This window comes from Streptomyces sp. NPDC050448 (genome assembly GCF_040655295.1).
Classification (GTDB): domain Bacteria; phylum Actinomycetota; class Actinomycetes; order Streptomycetales; family Streptomycetaceae; genus Streptomyces.
This window is the reverse complement of record NZ_JBFAJR010000001.1, coordinates 206,231-226,137: the sequence shown is the minus strand read 5'-3', so window position 1 is coordinate 226,137 and position 19,907 is coordinate 206,231. Positions and strand designations below refer to the sequence as shown.

At 73.6% G+C, this 19,907-nt stretch carries 21 protein-coding genes and 1 pseudogene; 13 read left to right on the top strand and 9 right to left on the bottom strand.

The window, feature by feature from the left end; all coding sequences use genetic code 11:
* Both AB0I68_RS01070 and AB0I68_RS01065 read left to right on the top strand, forming a co-directional pair.
* Entirely contained in the window at positions 1-735 is a 735-nt protein-coding gene (locus AB0I68_RS01070) for a class I SAM-dependent methyltransferase (RefSeq protein ID WP_363175036.1), read from the top strand.
* Positions 732-1,091: a YrdB family protein gene (locus tag AB0I68_RS01065; protein WP_363175035.1), complete on the top strand. Its 360-nt coding sequence runs from the start codon at positions 732-734 to the stop codon at positions 1,089-1,091. Before AB0I68_RS01070 ends, AB0I68_RS01065 begins: the two co-directional genes overlap by 4 nt.
* Here AB0I68_RS01065 and AB0I68_RS01060 read toward each other — a convergent pair.
* Together AB0I68_RS01060 and AB0I68_RS01055 are read right to left on the bottom strand one after the other, a co-directional pair.
* Positions 1,073-2,077, bottom strand: a complete 1,005-nt coding sequence (locus AB0I68_RS01060; RefSeq protein ID WP_363175034.1) for an acyl-CoA dehydrogenase — start codon at positions 2,075-2,077, stop codon at positions 1,073-1,075. The genes AB0I68_RS01065 and AB0I68_RS01060 overlap by 19 nt on opposite strands.
* On the bottom strand, positions 2,077-3,222 hold the full coding sequence (locus AB0I68_RS01055) for an acyl-CoA dehydrogenase family protein (RefSeq protein WP_363175033.1): 1,146 nt from the start codon (positions 3,220-3,222) through the stop codon (positions 2,077-2,079). The genes AB0I68_RS01060 and AB0I68_RS01055 overlap by 1 nt, the downstream gene beginning before the upstream one ends.
* Before the next feature lie 82 nt (positions 3,223-3,304).
* On the opposite strand from AB0I68_RS01055, the gene AB0I68_RS01050 reads away from it, so the two are divergent.
* The 5 genes from AB0I68_RS01050 (at position 3,305) to AB0I68_RS01030 (ending at position 8,246) form a co-directional block, all read left to right on the top strand.
* On the top strand, positions 3,305-4,090 hold the full coding sequence (locus AB0I68_RS01050) for an SDR family oxidoreductase (RefSeq protein WP_363175032.1): 786 nt from the start codon (positions 3,305-3,307) through the stop codon (positions 4,088-4,090).
* Between the two features lie 15 nt (positions 4,091-4,105).
* Entirely contained in the window at positions 4,106-4,720 is a 615-nt protein-coding gene (locus AB0I68_RS01045; protein WP_363175031.1) for a TetR/AcrR family transcriptional regulator, read from the top strand.
* 19 nt (positions 4,721-4,739) lie between these two features.
* Complete coding sequence (locus AB0I68_RS01040) at positions 4,740-5,897, top strand: acetyl-CoA C-acetyltransferase (RefSeq protein ID WP_363175030.1); 1,158 nt, start codon at positions 4,740-4,742, stop codon at positions 5,895-5,897.
* A gap of 367 nt (positions 5,898-6,264) precedes the next feature.
* Entirely contained in the window at positions 6,265-6,471 is a 207-nt protein-coding gene (locus AB0I68_RS01035) for a cold-shock protein (RefSeq protein ID WP_030707191.1), read from the top strand.
* Between the two features lie 101 nt (positions 6,472-6,572).
* Positions 6,573-8,246 carry a DEAD/DEAH box helicase gene (locus tag AB0I68_RS01030; RefSeq protein ID WP_363175029.1) on the top strand — a complete coding sequence of 558 codons (1,674 nt, stop codon included), beginning with the start codon at positions 6,573-6,575 and terminating at the stop codon, positions 8,244-8,246.
* 89 nt (positions 8,247-8,335) lie between these two features.
* Here the strand turns inward: AB0I68_RS01030 and AB0I68_RS01025 are convergent, their stop codons facing one another.
* The 5 genes from AB0I68_RS01025 to AB0I68_RS01005 are packed head-to-tail and all read right to left on the bottom strand — an operon-like array spanning position 8,336 to position 12,718.
* Positions 8,336-9,265: a tyrosine-protein phosphatase gene (locus AB0I68_RS01025; RefSeq protein ID WP_363175028.1), complete on the bottom strand. Its 930-nt coding sequence runs from the start codon at positions 9,263-9,265 to the stop codon at positions 8,336-8,338.
* 31 nt (positions 9,266-9,296) lie between these two features.
* Complete coding sequence (locus tag AB0I68_RS01020; protein ID WP_363175027.1) at positions 9,297-10,373, bottom strand: nitronate monooxygenase; 1,077 nt, start codon at positions 10,371-10,373, stop codon at positions 9,297-9,299.
* Positions 10,374-10,377: 4 nt separating this feature from the next.
* Positions 10,378-11,115 (bottom strand): CoA-transferase, encoded by a 738-nt coding sequence (locus tag AB0I68_RS01015; RefSeq protein WP_363175026.1) that lies wholly within the window; start codon positions 11,113-11,115, stop codon positions 10,378-10,380.
* Complete coding sequence (locus AB0I68_RS01010; protein ID WP_363175025.1) at positions 11,112-11,963, bottom strand: CoA-transferase; 852 nt, start codon at positions 11,961-11,963, stop codon at positions 11,112-11,114. The genes AB0I68_RS01015 and AB0I68_RS01010 overlap by 4 nt, the downstream gene beginning before the upstream one ends.
* A complete protein-coding gene (locus AB0I68_RS01005) occupies positions 11,960-12,718 on the bottom strand; it encodes an enoyl-CoA hydratase family protein (protein WP_363175024.1) in 759 nt (252 codons plus the stop codon). Before AB0I68_RS01005 ends, AB0I68_RS01010 begins: the two co-directional genes overlap by 4 nt.
* A 56-nt stretch (positions 12,719-12,774) precedes the next feature.
* Here AB0I68_RS01005 and AB0I68_RS01000 point away from each other — a divergent pair, with 56 nt between their 5' ends.
* Together AB0I68_RS01000 and AB0I68_RS00995 are read left to right on the top strand one after the other, a co-directional pair.
* Positions 12,775-13,539 (top strand): SDR family oxidoreductase, encoded by a 765-nt coding sequence (locus AB0I68_RS01000; RefSeq protein ID WP_363175022.1) that lies wholly within the window; start codon positions 12,775-12,777, stop codon positions 13,537-13,539.
* 1 nt (position 13,540) lies between these two features.
* Positions 13,541-14,449: an SDR family oxidoreductase gene (locus tag AB0I68_RS00995; RefSeq protein ID WP_363175021.1), complete on the top strand. Its 909-nt coding sequence runs from the start codon at positions 13,541-13,543 to the stop codon at positions 14,447-14,449.
* Positions 14,450-14,581: 132 nt separating this feature from the next.
* On the opposite strand, the gene AB0I68_RS00990 is transcribed toward AB0I68_RS00995, so the two are convergent.
* Entirely contained in the window at positions 14,582-15,055 is a 474-nt protein-coding gene (locus AB0I68_RS00990) for a MarR family transcriptional regulator (RefSeq protein ID WP_363175020.1), read from the bottom strand.
* Between the two features lie 108 nt (positions 15,056-15,163).
* Here AB0I68_RS00990 and AB0I68_RS00985 point away from each other — a divergent pair, with 108 nt between their 5' ends.
* On the top strand, positions 15,164-16,618 hold the full coding sequence (locus AB0I68_RS00985) for an MFS transporter (RefSeq protein WP_363175019.1): 1,455 nt from the start codon (positions 15,164-15,166) through the stop codon (positions 16,616-16,618).
* 311 nt (positions 16,619-16,929) lie between these two features.
* Here the strand turns inward: AB0I68_RS00985 and AB0I68_RS00980 are convergent, their stop codons facing one another.
* Positions 16,930-17,817 carry a hypothetical protein gene (locus AB0I68_RS00980; RefSeq protein WP_363175018.1) on the bottom strand — a complete coding sequence of 296 codons (888 nt, stop codon included), beginning with the start codon at positions 17,815-17,817 and terminating at the stop codon, positions 16,930-16,932.
* Positions 17,818-17,939: 122 nt separating this feature from the next.
* Here AB0I68_RS00980 and AB0I68_RS00975 point away from each other — a divergent pair, with 122 nt between their 5' ends.
* From AB0I68_RS00975 to AB0I68_RS00965, 3 genes and pseudogenes are all read left to right on the top strand, one after another.
* Positions 17,940-18,722 carry a serine protease gene (locus AB0I68_RS00975; protein WP_363175017.1) on the top strand — a complete coding sequence of 261 codons (783 nt, stop codon included), beginning with the start codon at positions 17,940-17,942 and terminating at the stop codon, positions 18,720-18,722.
* 271 nt (positions 18,723-18,993) lie between these two features.
* Positions 18,994-19,366: pseudogene (locus tag AB0I68_RS00970) on the top strand (response regulator transcription factor); the annotation flags it as partial.
* Between the two features lie 193 nt (positions 19,367-19,559).
* Entirely contained in the window at positions 19,560-19,904 is a 345-nt protein-coding gene (locus tag AB0I68_RS00965) for a chorismate mutase (RefSeq protein WP_363175016.1), read from the top strand.
* The last annotated feature ends 3 nt before the right edge of the window (positions 19,905-19,907 follow it).

The following is a 19,907-nucleotide window of genomic DNA, read 5'->3' as shown; positions in this document are numbered from 1 at the left end:
ATGGCCACAACGCACCGCATCCGCGGCCGGTCCTTCGATGCCGCCGCCCCGCTGTACTCGGCCAACCGGCCCGGGTATCCCGAGGAGCTGTTCGACGCCCTCGAGGTGCTGGCCGGGCGGGGGCTGCGAGGGGCCAGGGTGGCCGACGTGGGGGCCGGGACCGGGATCGCCACCAGGCTCCTGCAAGCCCGCGGTGCGGACGTCGTCGCCGTCGAGCCGGGCGAGGGCATGGCCGCCGAGTTCCGGCGCGCGAACCCCGGGATCCCGCTCGTGCGCGGGGACGGCGACCGGCTGCCGCTCGCCACCGCCGGGTTCGACTTCCTCACGTACGCCCAGGCCTGGCACTGGACCGACCCCGCCCGGTCCGTCCCCGAGGCCCGCCGCGTACTGCGCCCCGGCGGCGCGCTCGCGCTCTGGTGGAACGACATGGACTCCGCCGTCCCCTGGATCGCCGAGCAGGACGAGCGGATCCGGGGCCTGTTCGACGCCGACGGGAGCACCTTCCGCGGCCTGCCGGCCGAGTTGGCGTTCACCACCCGCGAAGTGCGCTGGTCGCGCCGGATCCCGCTCGACGTCCACCTCGCCAACCACGCCAGCCACTCGGCCTTCCTGATGCTCGGCCCGGACGGCACGCGGGAGTTCCTCGACGCGGAGCGGGCGCGGCTGACCGCCCTGTTCCCCGACGGGACGGTCGAGGAGCGCTACGTCGTCACCCTCAGCGTGGCCGTCGCATGAGCCGTACCAGTCCTGCGAGACGTCCTGGAGCGCGGCCCTTCTTCCTCGCCAACGAGGGCCTCGCCTTCGTGCTGGAGGTCGTGGCCCTCGGCGTCCTCGCCTGGTGGGGCTCCACCGTCGGCCTCTGGCTCGCCGTGGCCGCTCCGCTCGCCGCCGCCGTCCTGTGGGGGGCGTTCGCCGCGCCCAAGGCCCGGTTCGCCGTCCCGCTCGCCGCGCAGCTCGCGGTGAAGGTGCTGGTGTTCGGCGCCGCCGCCCTCGCGCTCCTCGCGCTCGGGCACCGGGCCGTCGGCCTCTGGTTCGCCGGGATCGTCCTCGTGAACACCGCTCTCGCGACGTACTACCGCTCTCGTTCCTGAAGCACCACCGCCCGGCACGCCGACGGCGCCCCCCACGCGTCGCGCAGTGGCCGCGCCTTGCGCAGCCACAGGGAGAGGTCGAGCTCCTCCGTGTAGCCGACCGCCCCGTGGATCTGCAGCGCCGTCATGGCCGCCGCGTACGCCGCCTCGCCCGCGGCCAGCTTCGCCGCCGCGACCTCCCACGGCGCCAGGCCCAGCGCCGCCGCCCACACCAGCGGGCGCGCGAACTCGAGGGCCAGCAGCGTGTCCGCCAGCCGGTGCTTCACCGCCTGGAAGCCGCCGATCGGCGTGCCGAACTGCGTGCGCTGCTTCGCGTACTCCACCGTGCGGGCCAGCAGGGCCTCGCCCACGCCCAGGCACTGGGCCGCCGTCAGCAGCCGCGCCCAGCCCAGGGCCGTCCCCGCCGCCGCCAGGACCGGGGGACCGGAGGCCAGCAGTTCGCCCTCCGCCGCGGGCCGCAGCAGCCGGCGGGCCGGGTCCGTGGACCGCAGCAGCCCGCCCTCGCCGCCGGCGGGGCCACCCGCCAGGCGGAGCTCGCCGGCCGCCGACACCGTGAAGCAGTACGCCGCCGCGTCCGCGTCCAGGGCGTACGGACTCCCGCCCGGCAGCGTCAGCGTGGCCAGGGCCTCGCCCGCCACCAGCCCCGGCAGGAAGCGCTTCGCCGGCTCCTCCTCCCCGAGCGCCGACAGGAGCACGGCCGCCGCGGCCGTCTCCACCACCGGACCCGGCATCCCGGCCCGACCCAGCTCCACGAAGCCGACGGCCAGTTCCACCGGCAGCAGCCCCAGCCCTCCCAGGTCGCCGTACGCCTCGTCCGCCGCCAGCGCGAACAGACCCGTCCCCGCGAGCCGGGACCACACCGCCCGCCCCGGTCCCTGGTCCCCGGCGCCCCAGGCCCGTACGGCCGCCGGGACGTCCGAGGCGCCGAGCAGGCCGCGGAGCGTACGGGCGAAGTCCGACTGCTGAGCGGTCGGCAGGAAGCGCATCAGCGGCGGCCCTTCGGCAGGCCGAGCAGGCGCTCGGCGATGATGTCGCGCTGGATCTCGTTGGTGCCCGCGTAGATCGGCCCGGCCAGCGAGAAGACCCAGGGCTCCGCCCACGCGCCCTCCGCCAGCTCCGCGTCCGCGCCCAGCAGGTCCAGTGCCGTCTCGTGCAGGGCGATGTCGTACTCCGACCAGAACACCTTGTTCAGGCTGGACTCGGCGCCGATGCGCTCGCCCGCCGCGAACCGCGAGGCGCCCGCCCAGGTGAACAGCTCGTACGCCCGCGCCCCGACCACCGCGTCCGCCACCCGGTCCCGCAGCGCCGTGTCCCCCGGATCCCCGGCCGCCCGCCACAGCGCGACCAGCCGGTCGGCCGCCGCCAGGAAGCGCCCCGGCGAGCGCAGCGTCAGCCCGCGCTCGTTGCCCGTCGTCGACATGGCGATCCGCCAGCCCTGCCCCGGCTCCCCGATCACGTCCGCGTCCGGTACGAAGACCTCGTCGAGGAAGAGCTCCGCGAAGGCGGGCTTGCCGTCCAGCCGCCCGATGGGCCGCACCGTCACCCCCGGCGCCCGCAGGTCGAACATCAGGTACGTCAGCCCCTGGTGCGGCCTCGCGGCCCCGGGGTCCGTACGGAAGATGCCGAACGCCCGGTCCGCGAACGCCGCCCGCGAGGACCAGGTCTTCTGCCCGGACAGCAGCCAGCCGCCCTCGGCGCGCACCGCCCGCGACGTCAGCGAGGCCAGGTCGGAGCCCGACTCCGGCTCCGACCAGGCCTGCGCCCAGATCACCTCGCCGCTCGCCATCGGCGGCAGTACCCGGGCCCGCTGCTCGGGGGTGCCGTGGTCGAAGAGGGTCGGCGCGAGGAGGCTGATGCCGTTCTGGGAGACCCGGCCGGGCGCGCCCGCCGCCCAGTACTCCTCCTCGAAGACCAGCCACCGCTCGATGTCCACGCCCCGGCCCCCGTACTCCTCGGGCCAGGACACGGCCGACCAGCGGTCCGCGTGCAGCCGCGCCTCCCACTCCCGGTGCGCCGCGAAGCCCCGCGCCGTCTCCAGGGAGGGGAGGGGGGAGGCGGGCACGTGCCGGGCCAGCCAGGCCCGGGCCTCGGCCCGGAAGGCCGCCACCTCCGCCGTCTGGGTCAGATCCATCAGGTGCCCGCCCCCGTTCACGCTTCCCTAACAAGTGTTTGGTAGGTTACCGTACGGCCATGAGCAGCGTCGAGGAGTGCGCATGAACGAGCCCCGCTACGTGGCCGGCCACCACCTGCTGGACGGCCGCACCGCCGTCGTCACCGCCGCCGCCGGGGCCGGGATCGGCGGAGCCACCGCCCGCCGCTTCCTGGAGGAGGGCGCCCGCATCGTCATCGGCGACGCGCACGCCCGCCGCCTGAAGGAGACCGAGGAGGCCCTCGCCGCCGAGTTCGGCGCCGGCCGCGTCGCCTCCCTGCCGTGCGACGTCACCGACGAGGACCAGGTCCGGGCCCTCTTCGCGCTCGCCGAGCAGACCCACGGCGGCCTGGACGTCGTCGTCAACAACGCCGGCCTCGGCGGCACCGCCGCCCTCGTCGACATGACCGACGAACAGTGGGGCAAGGTCCTCGACGTCACCCTGAACGGCACCTTCCGCTGCACCCGCGCCGCCCTGCGCTCCTTCAAGGCGGCCGGCACCGGGCGCGGGGTCATCGTCAACAACGCCTCCGTCGTCGGCTGGCGCGCCCAGAGCGGCCAGGCCCACTACGCCGCCGCCAAGGCCGGGGTGATGGCGCTGACCCGCTGCGCGGCACTGGAGGCGGCCGAGTTCGGCGTACGCGTCAACGCGGTCGCCCCGAGCCTGGCCATGCACCCGCACCTGGCGAAGGTCACCAGCGAGGAACTGCTGCGCGAACTGACGGCCCGCGAGGCCTTCGGCCGGTACGCCGAACCGTGGGAGATCGCCAACGTCATCGTGTTCCTGGCCAGCGGCTACGCGTCGTACATGACCGGCGAGACCGTCCCGGTCAGCAGCCAGCGCGCCTAGGCCGAGAATGGGCGCGTGCCAACGAACAAGAAGAAGCCGCAGGTGACCGCGTCTCCCGAGCGGCGCAAAGAGCTCCTCGACACCGCCGCCGAGGTCTTCGCCGCCCAGGGCTACAACGCCACCACCGTCCGCAAGATCGCCGACGCCGCCGGCATGCTCGCCGGCAGCCTCTACTACCACTTCGATTCCAAGGAATCGATGCTCGACGAGATCCTCTCCGCCTTCCTCACCGAGCTGTGGGACGGCTACGACACCGTCCTCGCCGCCGGCCTCGGCCCCCGGGAGACCATCGAGGCCCTCGTCACCGAGTCCTTCCGGGAGATCGACCGGCACCGCGCCGCCGTCGCGATCTACCAGAAGGAATCGCGGCACCTGTCCGCGCAGCCCCGCTTCCACTACCTGTCCGACTCGCAGCAGAAGTTCGAGAAGGCCTGGCTGGGGACGCTGGAACGCGGGGTCGCCGCCCAGGTCTTCCGCGCCGACCTCGACGTCCGCCTCACCTACCGCTTCGTCCGCGACACGGTGTGGGTGGCGGCCTCCTGGTACCGGCCGGGAGGACAGCACAGTCCCGAGGAGATCGCCCGCCAGTACCTGTCCATGGTCCTGGACGGGATCGCCCTGCGTACGTAACCCGATCCGAGGAGTCCCGATGCCCGAGGCCTACATAGTCGAAGCGGTACGCACCCCCGTGGGGCGGCGGGGCGGCGGCCTGTCCGCGGTCCACCCGGCCGACCTGGGCGCGCACGTCCTGAAGGCGCTGGTCGAACGTTCCGGGGTGGACCCGGCCGCCGTGGAGGACGTGGTCTTCGGCTGCCTGGACGCGGTGGGCCCGCAGGCCGGGGACATCGCGCGCACGGCGTGGCTGGCGGCGGGGCTGCCGGAGGAGGTGCCGGGGGTCACGGTGGACCGCCAGTGCGGCTCCTCGCAGCAGGCCGTCCACTTCGCGGCGCAGGGCGTGCTCTCCGGGACCCAGGACCTGGTCGTCGCGGGCGGGACCCAGAACATGTCGATGATCCCGATCGCCTTCGCGTCCCGGCGGGCGGCGGAACCGCTGGGCCTCACCGAGGGCCCGTACGCGGGCAGCGAGGGCTGGCGGGCCCGGTACGGCGACGCGCCGGTGAACCAGTTCCACGGCGCGCAGCTGATCGCACAGAAGTGGGGGATCTCGCGCCGCGACATGGAGGAGTTCGCCCTGCGGTCCCATCAGCGGGCCCTGTGCGCGATCGACGAGGGCCGCTTCGGCCGCGAGACCGTCGCGTACGGGGACGTCCGCGTCGACGAGGGCCCCCGCCGCGACACCACCCTGGAGAAGATGGCGGGCCTGCGGCCGGTGGTCGAGGGCGGCACCATCACCGCGGCCGTCTCCTCGCAGGTCTCGGACGGCGCGGCGGCGATGCTGATCGCCTCCGAGCGGGCGGTGGCGGAACACGGCCTGCGGCCGCGGGCCCGCATCCACCATCTGTCCGTGCGGGGCGAAGACCCGATCCGGATGCTGTCGGCGCCGATCCCGGCGACGGCGTACGCCCTGAAGAAGACGGGCATGTCGCTGGACGACATCGACCTGGTGGAGATCAACGAGGCGTTCGCCCCGGTCGTCCTGGCCTGGCTGAAGGAGACCGGCGCCGACCCCGAACGGGTGAACGTCAACGGCGGGGCCATCGCGCTGGGCCATCCGCTGGGTGCCACCGGGGTGAAGCTGATGACCACGCTGCTCCACGAACTGGAGCGAACGGGCGGCCGGTTCGGTCTCCAGACCATGTGCGAGGGCGGCGGCCAGGCCAACGTGACGATCATCGAGCGCCTCTAGGGGGTGTCCGGCGGCCCGGGCCCGGCCATGATCCGCCGGACACCCCCTAGTGCCGTGGGCGCCGGCCGGGGCCGTGGCCGCGCATCGACTCGGGGTCGGCGTCCTCGATGTGGATCACCGCCCCGAGCCGTACCCGGCTGCCAGCGGACGAGCGAATCACCCCGGAGGGGTATCCGCGTACCACGCGGGAAGGAGATCGCGCGCCACCCGTGACACTCCCCGGCCGAGGTGTGCTAGCTTTAGGAGCGTTGCAGTTGTGGTACCCATGAACTTTATGTGCGCCTGACGGGAATGCTCCGCAGGCGCTTTTATTGTTTTGCCGGAATCTCCGGATGGGGCCCTTTGCCGCCTATTCAGGAGATTTAAAATGGCACTTGGCACCGTGAAGTGGTTCAACTCGGAAAAGGGCTTCGGCTTCATCGAGCAGGACGGTGGCGGTCCGGACGTGTTCGCCCACTACTCGAACATCGCCACCCAGGGCTTCCGTGAGCTCCAGGAGGGCCAGCGCGTGTCCTTCGACGTGACCCAGGGCCAGAAGGGCCCGCAGGCGGAGAACATCCTCCCCGCCAACTAAGTACTTCAGCATGCCGGGGTCCGCACCGCGAGGTGCGGGCCCCGGCTTGTCTGCTGTCTCGCACTTTGTTTTACCTGTCGGTTTCAGGAGGGCTTTCTCGCATGACCAGCTCCAGCTCCGCACGACCCAGCCGCCGCCCCACCCGGGGTCGAGGTGCGGCCCAGGGGCGTCCGAAGGCTGGCGCGGGACGGCAGAAGTCCGCCCCCGTCGCCAGGCCCCAAGAATTCACCATGCCCGAACCGCTGACCCCGGCCCTGCCGCCGGTGGCCGCGTTCGAGGACATGGGCATGCCCGAGGCGCTGCTGAAGACCCTCGCCGCCCAGGGCGTCACCGAGCCGTTCCCGATCCAGGCCGCGACGCTGCCGAACTCGCTCGCCGGCCGTGACCTGCTCGGCCGCGGCCGCACCGGCTCCGGCAAGACGCTGGCCTTCGGCCTGGCGCTGCTGGCCCGCACCGCCGGCCGCCGCGCACAGCCGAAGCAGCCGCTCGCGCTGGTGCTCGTACCGACGCGTGAGCTCGCGCAGCAGGTGACCGACGCCCTGGCCCCGTACGCCACGGCCGTCAACCTGCGCATCGCGACCGTCGTCGGCGGCATGTCGATCAACCGGCAGTCGGGCGCCCTGCGCCGCGGCGCCGAGGTGCTCGTCGCCACCCCCGGCCGTCTGAAGGACCTCATCGACCGCGGTGACGCCGACCTCTCGCAGGTCGCCATCACCGTCCTCGACGAGGCCGACCAGATGACCGACATGGGCTTCATGCCGCAGGTCACCGCCCTGCTCAAGCAGGTCGAGCCCGAGGGTCAGACCATGCTGTTCTCGGCGACCCTCGACAAGAACATCGACAAGCTCGTCAAGATGTTCCTGCACGACCCGGTCGGCCACTCCGTCGACCCGTCGGCCGGTGCGGTCACCACCATGGAGCACCACGTCCTGTACGTCATGGACGAGACCGACAAGAAGGCCGTGGCGACGCGCATAGCCGCACGCGACGGCCGGGTGATCATGTTCGTGGACACCAAGCGCGGTGTCGACCGCATGGTCAAGAAGCTCCTCGCGGACGGCGTCCGCGCCTCCGGCCTGCACGGCGGCCGTTCCCAGCCGCAGCGCAACCGGACCCTGGACTGGTTCAAGACGGGCGAGGTCACCGCGCTGATCGCCACCAACGTGGCCGCGCGAGGCATCCACATCGACGACCTCGACCTGGTCGTCAACATCGACCCGCCGACCGACCACAAGGACTACCTGCACCGCGGCGGCCGTACCGCCCGCGCCGGCGAGTCCGGCAGCGTGGTCACCCTGGTGCTGCCCGACCAGAGGCGGGAGATGTCCCGCCTGATGTCGGACGCCGGGATCTCCCCGCGCACCGCGCAGATCAAGTCCTCCGACGAGGAGCTGTCCCGGCTCACCGGCGCCAAGGAGCCCTCGGGCATCCCCGTGGTGCTGGAGGTGCCGCAGCCGGCCCCGGCGGCCCGGCGTTCCGGCGGCCAGGGCGGCGGCAGTGGCCGTTCCGCGAACCCGCGCCGTCGCTCCGGCGGCTCCTCCGCCGCGCAGGGCGGCGGTACGCCGACCGGTGCGGGCGAGGGCCGTCCGCGTCGGGCCCGCTCCGGCGCAGGCCAGGGCGGCGGCCAGACCGGCGCCCGCGGCCAGGGCGGCGCCCAGGGCGGCACCCGCGGCCAGGGCGGCGGCCAGGGCGGTTCCCGCTCCGGCGGTGCTCCGGCCGGTGCGCGCCGCCGCTCGGGTGGCGGGCGTCCCGCGGCGGGGCGTACGAGCTCCTGAGGCCCTGAGGCCCTGAGGCTCTGAGGCCCTGAGGTTCTGACAGGCATTCCGGTACGCCGGGCAGCGCGAGTGCGCTGCCCGGCGTTCTGCTACCGGACCAGTTTGGTCTGGAGCTTCGCGAGCGTCCGCACGTCCAGGCCGAGGCCGTCCGTGAGGTAGGCGTAGAAGCCGCCGTAGTCCGCGGCGAGTTGCGCGGTCGCCGCGTTCAGGTAGTCCTGCCGGACCTCCTGGAGCGGGATCAGCAGGTCCGGATTCTGCATCCGCCCCGACTGCTTCAGGCCCGCCCGCACCTGGGCGTCGTACGCGGCGCGGAACGTGTTCGACGCGAGGTAGTCGCGCGTGGCCGTGTCCTCGGGGACGGCAAGGGCGCGCAGCAGGACATAGCTCATCCAGCCCGTCCGGTCCTTGCCCGAGGTGCAGTGGTACAGGAGAGGGCCCTGGCCGCCGTCCGCGATCTCCCGCAGGGTCGCCGCGAACTGCGCCCGGTTCTCGGGACCGGTCACGAAGGTGCGGTAGATGTCGCGCATGTAGGCCTCGGCGCGGCCGCCTCCGAGCATCTGCTCCTGCGTGGCGGGGTCGCCGCTGGAGATCGCGCCGAGGAGGGTCCCGTACAGGCCGAGGTCGCTGACCGGACGGGAGGTGGAGGTGAGCCCCGCGGGCAGCCGGTCGGCGCCGTCGTACCGGAGCTCCGTCGGGATGCGGAAATCGACGACCTTCGTGAGGCCGAGACCGGAGACGGCGGTGATGTCCGCCTGGGTCAGCTTGCTCAGTGCGTCGGAGCGGTAGACCAGCCCCTGGCGGACCTGCCCGCCGGTCCAGGTCCGGTAGCCGCCCAGGTCGCGGACGTTGACCGCGCCTTGGAGGGGGATCTGACGAATCGTTTCTGTCAGTGGGTGGTACCGGCGGGAGGCGGTGGCGCCCGCCGCCGGCGCGGCGTGCGCGGCGGCTGCGGGCAGGGCGGCGATGACGAGAGCGGAAGCGAGCACCGCGGTCACCAGGCGGATTCGTGCACGGCTCATCGGTGGCGACTCCTGTGGAGGAGAAGGGGGATCACCCTGGTGGTGGCAGGGCGTCGAGCGAGTGCAGGCGTTCCAGTCGTGCCAGCACGGTGTGTGCCTCGGCCATGACGCGGGCGACGAGCTCCGCACAGGACGGCAGATCCTCGATCACCCCCGCGACCTGGCCCGATGCCATGACGCCGAGGTCCGTACGGCCCTCGACCATGGACGCCTTGAGGAGCATCGGGGTGTTCGCGGCGAGCAGGACCTGGCTCCAGGACAGGTCCTTGCCGTGTCTCATCGCGAGGCCGTCGCGCACCATCTGCGGCCAGGACAGCCCGGAGAGCCTGCGGAAGGCGGCCGCGTGCCGGACCGCCCGGGCCAGGGCCCGGGTGCGGCCCGCCCGCTCCAGGGACGCGACGAGCTCGGTACGGAGCATCCGGTGCGCCATCCCGTCCACGGCCGTCGTGACGGTGACGTCCTTGACGCCGGCCGCCAGGTACCGGGCCTTGACCGCGTCCGGCACGGTGGAGTCGGAGGTCAGCAGGAAGCGGGTGCCCATGGCGATGCCCGCCGCCCCGTACGCCAGCGCGGCGACCAGACCGCGCCCGTCGTGGAAGCCGCCCGCCGCGACCACCGGGATGTCCACCGCGTCGACCACCTGCGGCAGCAGCACCGTCGTGGCCACGTCCCCGGTGTGCCCGCCGCCCTCGCCCCCCTGCACGATCACCGCGTCGGCCCCCCAGGCCGCGACCTTCTCGGCGTGCCGCCGGGCCCCGATCGACGGGATCACCACCACACCCGCGTCCCTCAGCCGGGCGATCAGCTCCCGGGAGGGCGCCAGCGCGAACGAGGCGACCCGTACACCCTCGTCGATGATCAGCCGGACGCGCTCGCCTGCGTCCCCCGCGTCCGCGCGCAGATTGACCCCGAACGGGGCGTCCGTACGGGACCTGACCTCGCGGACCGCCGCCCGCAGCTGGTCCACCGTCATCGTCGCCGAGGCCAGGATGCCCAGGGCGCCCGCGTTGGCGGCGCCCGAGACCAGCCGGGGGCCGGCCACCCAGCCCATGCCCGTCTGCACGATCGGGTGCTCGACACCGACCAGCCTGGTGAATGCCGTCTCCATCGCGTCAGACCCGCACTTCCCGGTCGCGCAGCCCCTTCGGGTCGATCACCTCGCGGATCAGCCGCAGCTCCTCGGCGGTCGGCTCCCGCGTGTACGGGACCTCGTCGGCGGCCGCCAGGGCGAACCCGGTGGCCGCCCGGACCTGTTCGACGGTGACGCCGGGGTGGCGGGAGGCCAGGCGCATCGAGTGGTCCGGGCCGGTGAAATCGAAGACGCCGAGATCGCTGACCACCCGCGGGAGCCGGTGGAAGCGGGTCACCCCGGCCGCCTCGGCCCGGTCGTAGCCGACCCCGCTCACCATGTCGACCCGCTCGACGAACACCCGCGGGGAATGCCTCGGAACCCAATAACTCACCGGGTTGTTCAGGGTGTTGACGGGCGCGCCGCGCACCCCGAGGAGCTGGCGGGCCGGCCGGGCCCAGTCGCCGATGCAGGAGATGTTCTGGTTGCCGAACCGGTCGATCTGGCTGGCGCCCATCATCACGTGCCGGCGCCCGCCGGTGACCATCGTGAGGTGGCGCCGGTACGGGAGCCAGCCCTCGGCCTCGCCGCCCGGGCCGACGAGCATGGCCTCGCCGTCGGTCAGGAGGAGGTCGGGGGAGAAGGTCCGCTTCGCCAGCCGGGCCCCGAAGGACGGGATCAGGCCCATCGGGCTGGCGAGCACCTCGCCGTTGTCGCGCCAGGCCTCGGCGCAGGCGATCACGCAGTACTCCGCGCGGGACGCGGCCGTCGCTGTGCTCACTGCTGCTCCTCGTGCCAGGCCCGGACGGCCGACTGGTAGGCGTGCTCGCTGCCGCCGGAGAGGAAGCGGGCGGAGAACTCGGGCCAGGGGGTGGTCGCGTACAGCTTCTGGAAGGCCTCGTCGCGCCCGTGGTCGGGGACGCAGGAAGTGAAGTGCGCCCCGTTCGGGGTCTCGACGACGCCGGTGACGGAGTGCCGGCTGACCAGCAGGGACTGCGGGGGCCCGGCCTTGGAGAGCTCGGCGGTCTCCACGAGCTGCTCGCAGGAGACGTACGCGGCGTCGGCGGCCTCGCAGAACAGGTCGTCGAAGTACGGGTCCGGGCCCAGGTACTGGCCGTTGCCGAGGCGGTCGGCCCGGCCCAGGTGGACCAGCGCGGCGTCCATGCGCAGGGCGGGGACGGCGACGAGCTCCTCGCCGTCGGCGTAGGGGGAGGTGACGGTCCGCAGCTCCGGGTTGACCCGCATGACATCGGAGCCGAGGCCGGCGCGGACGGGGAGGAAGGGGAGCCGGTTCGCGGCGGCATGCAGGCCCCACATGAACATGGCCTCGTCGAGCTCCGTGAGGGTGAAGGCGCCGCTCTCGCGGGCGGCCCGGAAATGCGGCTCCAGCGGGATGGAGTCGAGGGTGGCGAAGGGCGCGACGAGCCTGCGGATCCGGCCGGCGGCCGCGAGCAGGCCGACGTCGGGGCCGCCGTACGAGATCACGGTGAGATCGGTGATCTCGGAACGGAGCAGTGCCCGTACCAGGGCCATGGGCTTGCGCCGTGATCCCCACCCGCCGATGCCGAGGGTCATCCCGCTGCGCAGCTGCCCGACCACCTCTTCCGGGGTCATGGACTTGTCGGTCATGAGCGCTCCTTCTCTCCTGGCTCTCCGAAGGTGTCGCGGACCCGGTCGGCGACCCCGCTGAGGTTGGCCTCGAAGGTGAACCCCTGCTCGAAGCGGTAGCTGCGCCGCACGTCGACGGGGTCGATGCCGTTGATGGCCGCCTTGGCCAGCCGGATCAGGTAGCCGTCCTTCTCGGCGATCTCGGCGGCGAGCCCGAGGGCCGCCGCCCGCAGCTCCGCGCGCGGGACCACCTTCCAGACCGAGCCGTGCGCGTGCAGTTCGGCGGCGGTGGCGGTGCGGGAGGTGTAGTAGAGGACGCGCATCAGGTGCTGCGGGACCAGGCGGGCCAGGTGGGTGGCGGCGCCGAGCGCACCCCGGTCGAGCTCGGGGAGCCCGAAGGACGCGTCCTCGCTCGCCACGATCGCGTCGGCGTTGCCGACGAGGCCGATGCCGCCGCCCAGGCAGAATCCGTGCACGGCCGCGACGACCGGCACCTCGCACTCGTACACGGCGGCGAAGGCCTCGTAGCAGCCGCGGTTGGCGCCGATGAGGGAGGCGTGGCCGGTGTCGCGCTGCATCTCCTTGATGTCGACGCCGGCGTTGAAGCCGCGGCCCTCGGCAGCCAGGACGACACACCGGGTCCCGGGGTCGCGGCCGGCCGCGCGCAGGGCGTCGGCGAGGTCGTACCAGCCCTGCACGGGAAGGGCGTTGACGGGCGGGAAGTCGACGGTGACCAGTGCGACGCCCTTGCCGGTGCTTGAGGTGGAGACACCCATCAGAGGATCAGCTACCTTTCCACCAAACATTTGTTAGGTGAGGAAGGTAGCAGCCTATGGAGCTCGACGGGAGGGTTGCCGTCGTCACCGGCGGAACCCGCGGCGTCGGCGCCGGCATCGCCCGGTCGTTCCTCGGGGCGGGCGCGGAGGTCGTCGTCTGCGCCCGCCGCCCGCCGCGGGAACCGGTGTGCGCGGACGGGCGCACGGCCTCGTTCGCCGCGCTGGACCTGCGCGATCCGGCCGCCGTACAGGAGTTCTTCGAGGCGGTCGGGCGCCGGTACGGGCGGCTCGACTGCCTGGTGAACAACGCGGGCGGGACCCCGTACCGGCTGCTGGGGGAGGGCGAGGCGCAGCGGCACGCGCGGGTCGTCGAGCTGAACCTGGTGGCGCCGATGACGGCCTCGCTGGCGGCGTATCCGTGGCTGCGGGAGGCGCACGGCTCGGTGGTGATGATCGGCAGCGTCAGCGGGACCCGGCCCTCGCCCGGGACGGCGGCGTACGGGGCGGCGAAGGCGGGGCTGGAGAACCTGGCCCGGTCCATGGCCGTGGAATGGGCCCCCGAGGTACGGGTGAACTCGCTGGTGCTGGGCATGGTGCGGACCGAGCTGGCGCACCTGCACTACGGGGACGAGGCGGGGATCGCGGCCGTGGGCGCGACGGTTCCGCTGGGGAGGCTGGCGGAGCCCGCGGACGTCGGGGCGGCGGCGGTGTTTCTGGCCTCCGGCCGGGCGGGGTATGTCAGCGGGGCGAGCCTGCTCGTTCACGGGGGCGGGGAGCGCCCGGCATTTCTGGATGCGGCAACTGTCAACAAGGAGAGCTGAGATGGGACTTGCCGAGGGTCGTGTGGTCATCGTGACGGGCGCGGGGCGGGGGCTGGGCCGGGCCCACGCGCTGGCCTTCGCGGCGGAGGGGGCGAAGGTCGTGGTCAACGACCTGGGCGTGGGCCTCGACGGGCAGCCGGGGGAGGACAGCCCGGCCGGGCAGGTGGTCGCGGAAATCCGGGCGCTGGGCGGTGAGGCGGTGGCGCACGGCGAGGACATCGCTTCGCCGGAAGGTGCGTCCTCCCTGGTCAGGGCGGCGCTGACAGCGTTCGGCCGGCTGGACACGCTGGTCAACAACGCCGGGTTCCTGCGGGACCGGATGCTGGTGAACCTGGAGGAGGCGGACTGGGACGCGGTGATGCGGGTGCATCTGAAGGGGCACTTCCTGCCGCTGAAGTACGCCGCGGCGCACTGGCGGGCCGAGGCGAAGGCGGGCCGCCCGGTGGCGGCACGGGTGGTCAACACCTCCTCGGGGGCGGGCCTGCTGGGCTCGGTCGGGCAGGGCAACTACAGCGCGGCCAAGGCCGGCATCCTCGGCATGACGCTGGTCGCGGCGGCGGAGATGGGCCGGTACGGGGTCCAGGTCAACGCGATCGCCCCGGCGGCGCGGACGCGGATGACGGAGCAGACCTTCGCGGAGACGATGGCGGACCCGGGGGAGGGCGCGTTCGACGCGATGGCCCCGGAGAACGTGTCGCCGCTGGTGGTGTGGCTCGGCTCGGACGCCTCGGCGGGCGTCACGGGCCGGGTCTTCGAGGCGGAGGGCGGCCGGATCACGGTGATGGAGGGCTGGCGCCCGGGCCCGACCGCGGACCGCGGAGCCCGCTGGACCCCGGCCGAGGCGGGCGAGGCGGCGACGAAGCTCCTCGCGGAGTCCGAACCCCCGCACCCGGTCTACGGAGCCGAGTAGGCCGGGCCTTCCCGCGCCTGCGCGGGCTGCGGGTAGGGGCCGGAGGCCGGGTGCTGCGGGCCGGGGTCCGGATCCGGGGCGCCCCGCCCCGCGGGTGGCGTTCGAGGATCCCGGCGGCGCGGGCGGCCGGGGTCAGGACTCCGACAGGCGGGCCGCCGCGCGCAGTTGGCGGGCGTTGGAGCCCTGGAGGAAGCGGATCACCGTTTCCAGTTCGGCCGTCGTGAACTCGTCGCACAGCTCCGCCACCTCGCGGGCCCAGTCCTCGAACACCGGCCGGAGCTCCGACAGCCGCTCCGGCAGCGCCTCCACCAGGATCCGCCGCTTGTCCGTCGGGTGTTTGAGCCGGCGGACGTAGCCCTTGAGCTCCAGCCGGTCGACCAGGCCCGTCACCGAGGCCGGGGCGAGTCCCGAGTGCTGGGACAGCTCCTTCGCCGTCAGCGGGCCGCGCCGCTGGAGCAGGTCCAGGGTCTTCGTCTCGGTCGCGCTGAGCCCCTGCTTCGCGGCCGCGGCCTCGTGGAACATCACGGTCGCCGCGCTCGTCTCCCGGCCCGTGCGGTTCAGCTCGGCCAGTACCGCGTCCCTGCGGGGGTCCGTCTCGTCGCTCATGGCGTCCACCGTACCAAGTATTTAGTTCGAGCGAACGAAAGGGTTGCGGTCGCAGCGGCCTCCGCGTCAGTCTTTCGTTCGTCCGAACGAAAGACTTTGGAGGCCGCCATGACCACGCCCGCGCCCCTGCCCCCGACCCCCTATCCGCGCCGCTGGGCCGCCGCCGCCGTCATGATGGCCGCCGCGCTCATGGACCTGCTCGACGTGACCATCGTCAACGTCGCCATCCCCTCCATCGGCCGGGACCTGCACGCCTCACAGAGCGCCCTGCAGTGGCTCGTCTCCGCCTACCTCCTCGGCTTCGCCGCCACCCTCATCGTCTCCGGGCACCTCGGCGACCGGTACGGGCGCAAGACCCTCTTCCTCGCCGGGACCGCCTGCTTCGGGCTCGCCAGCCTCGGCTGCGGCATCGCCCAGACCCCCGGCCAGCTGATCGCCGCCCGCGCCGTGCAGGGCGTCATGGCCGCCCTGCTGATGCCCCAGGTGCTCGGCTCCTTCCGGACCCTGTTCCAGGGCAAGGAGCGCGGCGCCGCCTTCGGGATGTACGGGGCCGTCGCCGGCTTCGCCTCCGCCGTCGGACTGCTCCTCGGCGGCCTGCTCACCGACGCCGACCTGTTCGGCTGGGGCTGGCGGTCCGTCTTCCTCGTCAACGTACCGGTCGCCCTGGCCGCCTGCCTGGCCGGAGCCGTCCTGGTCCCCGCCACCCGCGAGCGCGGCGCCGGCCGCCCCGACCTGGCCGGCAGCCTCGTCCTCGCCGGCGCCCTGATCGCCATCGTGCTGCCGCTCGTCCAGGGCGAGGCGGGCGGCTGGCCGCTGTGGGGCTGGCTGTGCCTGGCCGCGGGGGTCCTCGCCGTCATCGGCCTCGGCGTCCTCGAAGCCCGCCGGCGCGGAACGACCGTACCGCTGCTGCCCGCCCGCGCCTTCCGGCTCCCCGCCTTCTCCGTCGGCCTCGCCGTCCAACTGCTCTTCTCCGTCGGCATACAGGGCTTCTTCCTCATCTTCGCGATCTGGCTCCAGGGCGGCGAGGGCTACACCCCGATGCAGGCCGGCGTGCTCACCGTCGCCTTCTCCGTCGGCAGCTTCCTGACCGCCCCCGCCGCCGACTCCCTCGCCGCCCGCTTCGGCCGCCTCGTGCTCGCCGCCGGCGCGCTGCTGATGGCGGGCGGCTTCGCCGGGGTCTGGTACGCCGTCTGCGCATCCACCGCCGCGCACACCGGCGCCTGGCCGCTCGCCCCCGGCCTGCTCGTCGCGGGCGCCGGACTCGGCTTCCTGGTCGTGCCGCTGGTGAACGTCGTCCTGTCCGCCGTCCCCGCCGACATCGCGGGCGGAGCCTCCGGCATCTTCTCCACCGCCCAGCAGTTCGGCGGCGCCCTGGGCGCGGCCGTCATCGGCAGTGTCTTCTTCGGCGCCCTCGCCGACGGCAGCCCCACGCACGCACTGACCACCGCCATGCCCTGGGTGGCCGCCGGATTCCTGCTCAGCGCGGTGCTCTGCCTGGCCCTGCCGCGCACGGCGGTGTCCCCCGAACCGGCGCCCTCGGACGCCGAGCCGGTGGCGGCGTGAGCGATGCCGGGGGAGCGGCGGGGCCGGGGGCGGCAGAGCCCCCGGCCCCGCCGCTCCGTACGCGGGCACCGGGGCGCTACGGGGCCCCGGACGGGCCCGGCACAGGAAAACGGCCCCGGCCCCCTGGCGAGGGGTCGGGACCGGATCCTTCACTCGTGCGATGGGATATCACTACCCACTAGTTCCACGCGCCGAACCGCAGCGACCCCAACATGTTCTCCGAGGGCGCGGCGGCTGCGCGGGCGGTCGGTCGGTCGGGTGGTCGGGCGGGCGGGCGGTCGGGTGGTCGGGCGGGCGGGGCCCCGGCCCGGTCAGGTGTCGCAGTCCAGCACCGTCCGGCACAGCCCGCAGCGGGCGCGCACCGGCCCGCGGACCGGCAGCCGCAGCCGCTGCCCGCACACCGGGCACGGGAAGCTCACCCGCGTCCCGGCCGGGTGCTGCTCGAACCGGTACGAGGACCCCGGCGCGGCGGTGCCCGCCCGCCTGTCCCGGGCGTAGCGGCGGCGCTGCGCCCGGTCCGCGGCCGCCAGGGGGGCCCGGCGCAGCTCCCGGCCGGCGAGCGCGCGGCCGCGCACGTACGCCTCGTACGCCTGGGGGCTGGTGAACCAGGCGGAGAGGTCCTCGCCGAGCAGGAGGGCGCGCCGGGCGAGGACGTAGCCGAACTCCTCGGGGGTGAGGTAGCCGAGCTTCTGGTGGGTGAGCGCGTCCTCGCGGTAGGCGTCGAGGAGCAGCCAGCCGGTCCCGAGGTAGGCGGCGGCGGTGTCGGTGAGGATCTCGTTGTCGGCGGTGGTGGGGAAGCGCAGGTCCAGCCGGTGCAGCAGGACGTGGGTGACCTCGTGGGCCAGGGCGGCCGCCAGATCGCGGCGGTGGGTGCGGAAGCGGTCGTTGACCTCGATGAAGTACTCGGGTCCCGCGGCCAGTTCCACGGTGGCCGCCTGTTCCATCGTCCGGAAGCAGACCACCATCCGGGCATCGGGCAGCCGCAGCGCGTGCACGATCGCCGAGGCCACGCGGTGCGCGCCGAGGTGGAGGTCGTCGTTGGAGGTGAAGGCGGCGTCGGCGGGCGCGAAGCTCGTGTCGTAGGCCCGGATCCCGTCGTACGAGAGCCGCCGGAACAGTGCCGTGATCGCGGCGCGGACGGTGTCGAGATGGGGAAATCCGTGCTCGATCGGGCTGTCGCGCCTGCCGTTCTGCGTCATGCCGCCCCCCGCGCCGCACCGTGTCCGAAAACGCGTCCTTGATGCCCGGCGGACCACGGGTGTGACATGTACGTGTCATTCACCCGGTGACGCGCACGGCCCAACCCCCCACGAAAGGCAGTGTGTCGACTGTGTCCACCCTTGCCGCACTCATCAAGCGCACCCTCGCCGTCGGCGCGGTGGCCCTCGCCGCCGTCAGCCTCCAGCCCGGCGTCGCGGGCGCCGCCCAGGCCCCCGTCGTCGGCGGCACCCGCGCCGCCCAGGGCGAGTTCCCCTTCATGGTCCGCCTCTCCATGGGCTGCGGCGGCGCCCTCTACACCCAGCAGATCGTCCTCACCGCAGCCCACTGCGTGAACGGCTCCGGCAACAACACCTCCATCACCGCCACCGCCGGAGCCGTCGACCTCAACAGCTCCGGCGCCGTCAAGGTCAAGTCCACCAAGGTCCTCCAGGCCCCCGGCTACAACGGCTCCGGCAAGGACTGGGCCCTCATCAAGCTCGCCAAGCCCATCAACCTGCCCACCCTCAAAATCGCCGGGACCAAGGACTTCGACAACGGCACCTTCACCGTCGCCGGCTGGGGCGCCACCAGCGAAGGCGGCGGCCAGCAGCGCTACCTGCGCAAGGCCACCGTCCCCTTCGTCTCCGACGCCGACTGCCAGAGCGCGTACGGCAGCTCCCTCGTCCCGGGCGACGAGATCTGCGCCGGCTTCGACGAAGGCGGCGTCGACACCTGCCAGGGCGACTCCGGCGGCCCCATGTTCCGCCGCGACGACGCCAATGCCTGGATCCAGGTCGGCATAGTCAGCTGGGGCGAAGGCTGCGCCCGCGCCGGCTACCCCGGCGTCTACACCGAGGTCTCCACCTTCGCCGACGCGATCAAGACGGCGGCGGCCGGCCTCTGACCCCCCCGACTCCTGCGCCCCCCTCGCCTCGTCCTTCCGGCCCGGTACACCCGGGCCGGAAGGACGAGGCACCGTGCCCCGTACGCACCCAAGGCCGGCCGGAGCGGCACCACGCCGGAACACCGCTGCCCCGGCCCCGCCCGGCGGCGGGCCCACGCGCCCGCCGCTCCCCTGCGAACGCACGGGCAGCGGGCGACAGCGGGGCGGGCAGCACACGGCGATCAGAGTGGTCATCGCCGACGACCAGGACACGGGCAGGATCGGATTCCGGATGATCCTCGAACGCCGGCCGGACACCGAGGCCGTCGCCGACATCGCCGACATCGCCGACGGCGAAGCCGCCCTCGCGACCGTCGCCGCACACCGCCCGGACGACTTCCTCGACATCCGCGGGCCCGGGCCCGACGGCCCTGAGGTCACCCGGCGACTCGCCGGCCGGGACGGCCCACGCATCGTGATCGTCACCACCTTCGACCTTCGACCTCGACGAGTACGTCCCCACCGCGCTCCACGGAGGAGCATCCGGCTTCCTCCTCAAAGACGCCAGCCCGGCCGTGCCGGTTGAGGCGCTCCGCGCGGCGGCAGCCGGCGACTCCCCCGACCCGCCCGCCATCACCGTACGACTGCTGCGCGACACGGCCCCCCCGGGCCACCGCCACCGGGGCGGCCCGACGCCCCGCCGAACGCGCCGAAGCCCTCGGCGGCCCCCTCACCGTCGCCCCGCCCCCGAGCGAGGCCGGCTGGTCACCGCAGTCCTCCCGCTCCGGGCACGGGCGCCCGTCTCACGGACCGACTGGCCGAGGAACCACCCGCGACCGCCACGTATTCTCGGGAACCATGAACAACAGCGCCCCCGACGAAGCCGCCACCGCCACCACCGGCGCCATCGACGAGAACGTCACCGCCGAGCTGGCCCGCCTGCGCGACAGCATCGACAACATCGACGCGGCCGTGGTCCACATGCTCGCCGAGCGCTTCAAGTGCACCCAGCAAGTCGGCCACCTCAAGGCCAAGCACCAGCTGCCCCCGGCCGACCCGACCCGCGAGGCCAGCCAGATCGCCCGGCTCCGCGAGCTCGCCGAGAACGCCAAACTCGACCCCGCCTTCGCCGAGAAGCTCCTCAACTTCATCATCGCCGAGGTCATCCGCCACCACGAGACGATCGCTGCGGGCGAAGAGTAGGCG

Bases quoted from the DNA above. Each gene is read 5' to 3' on its own strand.
- AB0I68_RS01005 (WP_363175024.1), bottom strand. From the start codon at position 12,718: ATGGGTGTCTCCACCTCAAGCACCGGCAAGGGCGTCGCACTGGTCACC.
- AB0I68_RS01055 (WP_363175033.1), bottom strand. From the start codon at position 3,222: ATGGATCTGACCCAGACGGCGGAGGTGGCGGCCTTCCGGGCCGAGGCC.
- AB0I68_RS00985 (WP_363175019.1), top strand. From the start codon at position 15,164: ATGACCACGCCCGCGCCCCTGCCCCCGACCCCCTATCCGCGCCGCTGG.
- AB0I68_RS01030 (WP_363175029.1), top strand. From the start codon at position 6,573: ATGACCAGCTCCAGCTCCGCACGACCCAGCCGCCGCCCCACCCGGGGT.
- AB0I68_RS01060 (WP_363175034.1), bottom strand. From the start codon at position 2,077: ATGCGCTTCCTGCCGACCGCTCAGCAGTCGGACTTCGCCCGTACGCTC.
- AB0I68_RS01065 (WP_363175035.1), top strand. From the start codon at position 732: ATGAGCCGTACCAGTCCTGCGAGACGTCCTGGAGCGCGGCCCTTCTTC.
- AB0I68_RS00965 (WP_363175016.1), top strand. From the start codon at position 19,560: ATGAACAACAGCGCCCCCGACGAAGCCGCCACCGCCACCACCGGCGCC.
- AB0I68_RS00980 (WP_363175018.1), bottom strand. From the start codon at position 17,817: ATGACGCAGAACGGCAGGCGCGACAGCCCGATCGAGCACGGATTTCCC.
- AB0I68_RS01000 (WP_363175022.1), top strand. From the start codon at position 12,775: ATGGAGCTCGACGGGAGGGTTGCCGTCGTCACCGGCGGAACCCGCGGC.
- AB0I68_RS00990 (WP_363175020.1), bottom strand. From the start codon at position 15,055: ATGAGCGACGAGACGGACCCCCGCAGGGACGCGGTACTGGCCGAGCTG.
- AB0I68_RS01070 (WP_363175036.1), top strand. From the start codon at position 1: ATGGCCACAACGCACCGCATCCGCGGCCGGTCCTTCGATGCCGCCGCC.
- AB0I68_RS01020 (WP_363175027.1), bottom strand. From the start codon at position 10,373: ATGGAGACGGCATTCACCAGGCTGGTCGGTGTCGAGCACCCGATCGTG.
- AB0I68_RS01050 (WP_363175032.1), top strand. From the start codon at position 3,305: ATGAACGAGCCCCGCTACGTGGCCGGCCACCACCTGCTGGACGGCCGC.
- AB0I68_RS01040 (WP_363175030.1), top strand. From the start codon at position 4,740: ATGCCCGAGGCCTACATAGTCGAAGCGGTACGCACCCCCGTGGGGCGG.
- AB0I68_RS01035 (WP_030707191.1), top strand. From the start codon at position 6,265: ATGGCACTTGGCACCGTGAAGTGGTTCAACTCGGAAAAGGGCTTCGGC.
- AB0I68_RS01025 (WP_363175028.1), bottom strand. From the start codon at position 9,265: ATGAGCCGTGCACGAATCCGCCTGGTGACCGCGGTGCTCGCTTCCGCT.
- AB0I68_RS00995 (WP_363175021.1), top strand. From the start codon at position 13,541: ATGGGACTTGCCGAGGGTCGTGTGGTCATCGTGACGGGCGCGGGGCGG.
- AB0I68_RS01010 (WP_363175025.1), bottom strand. From the start codon at position 11,963: ATGACCGACAAGTCCATGACCCCGGAAGAGGTGGTCGGGCAGCTGCGC.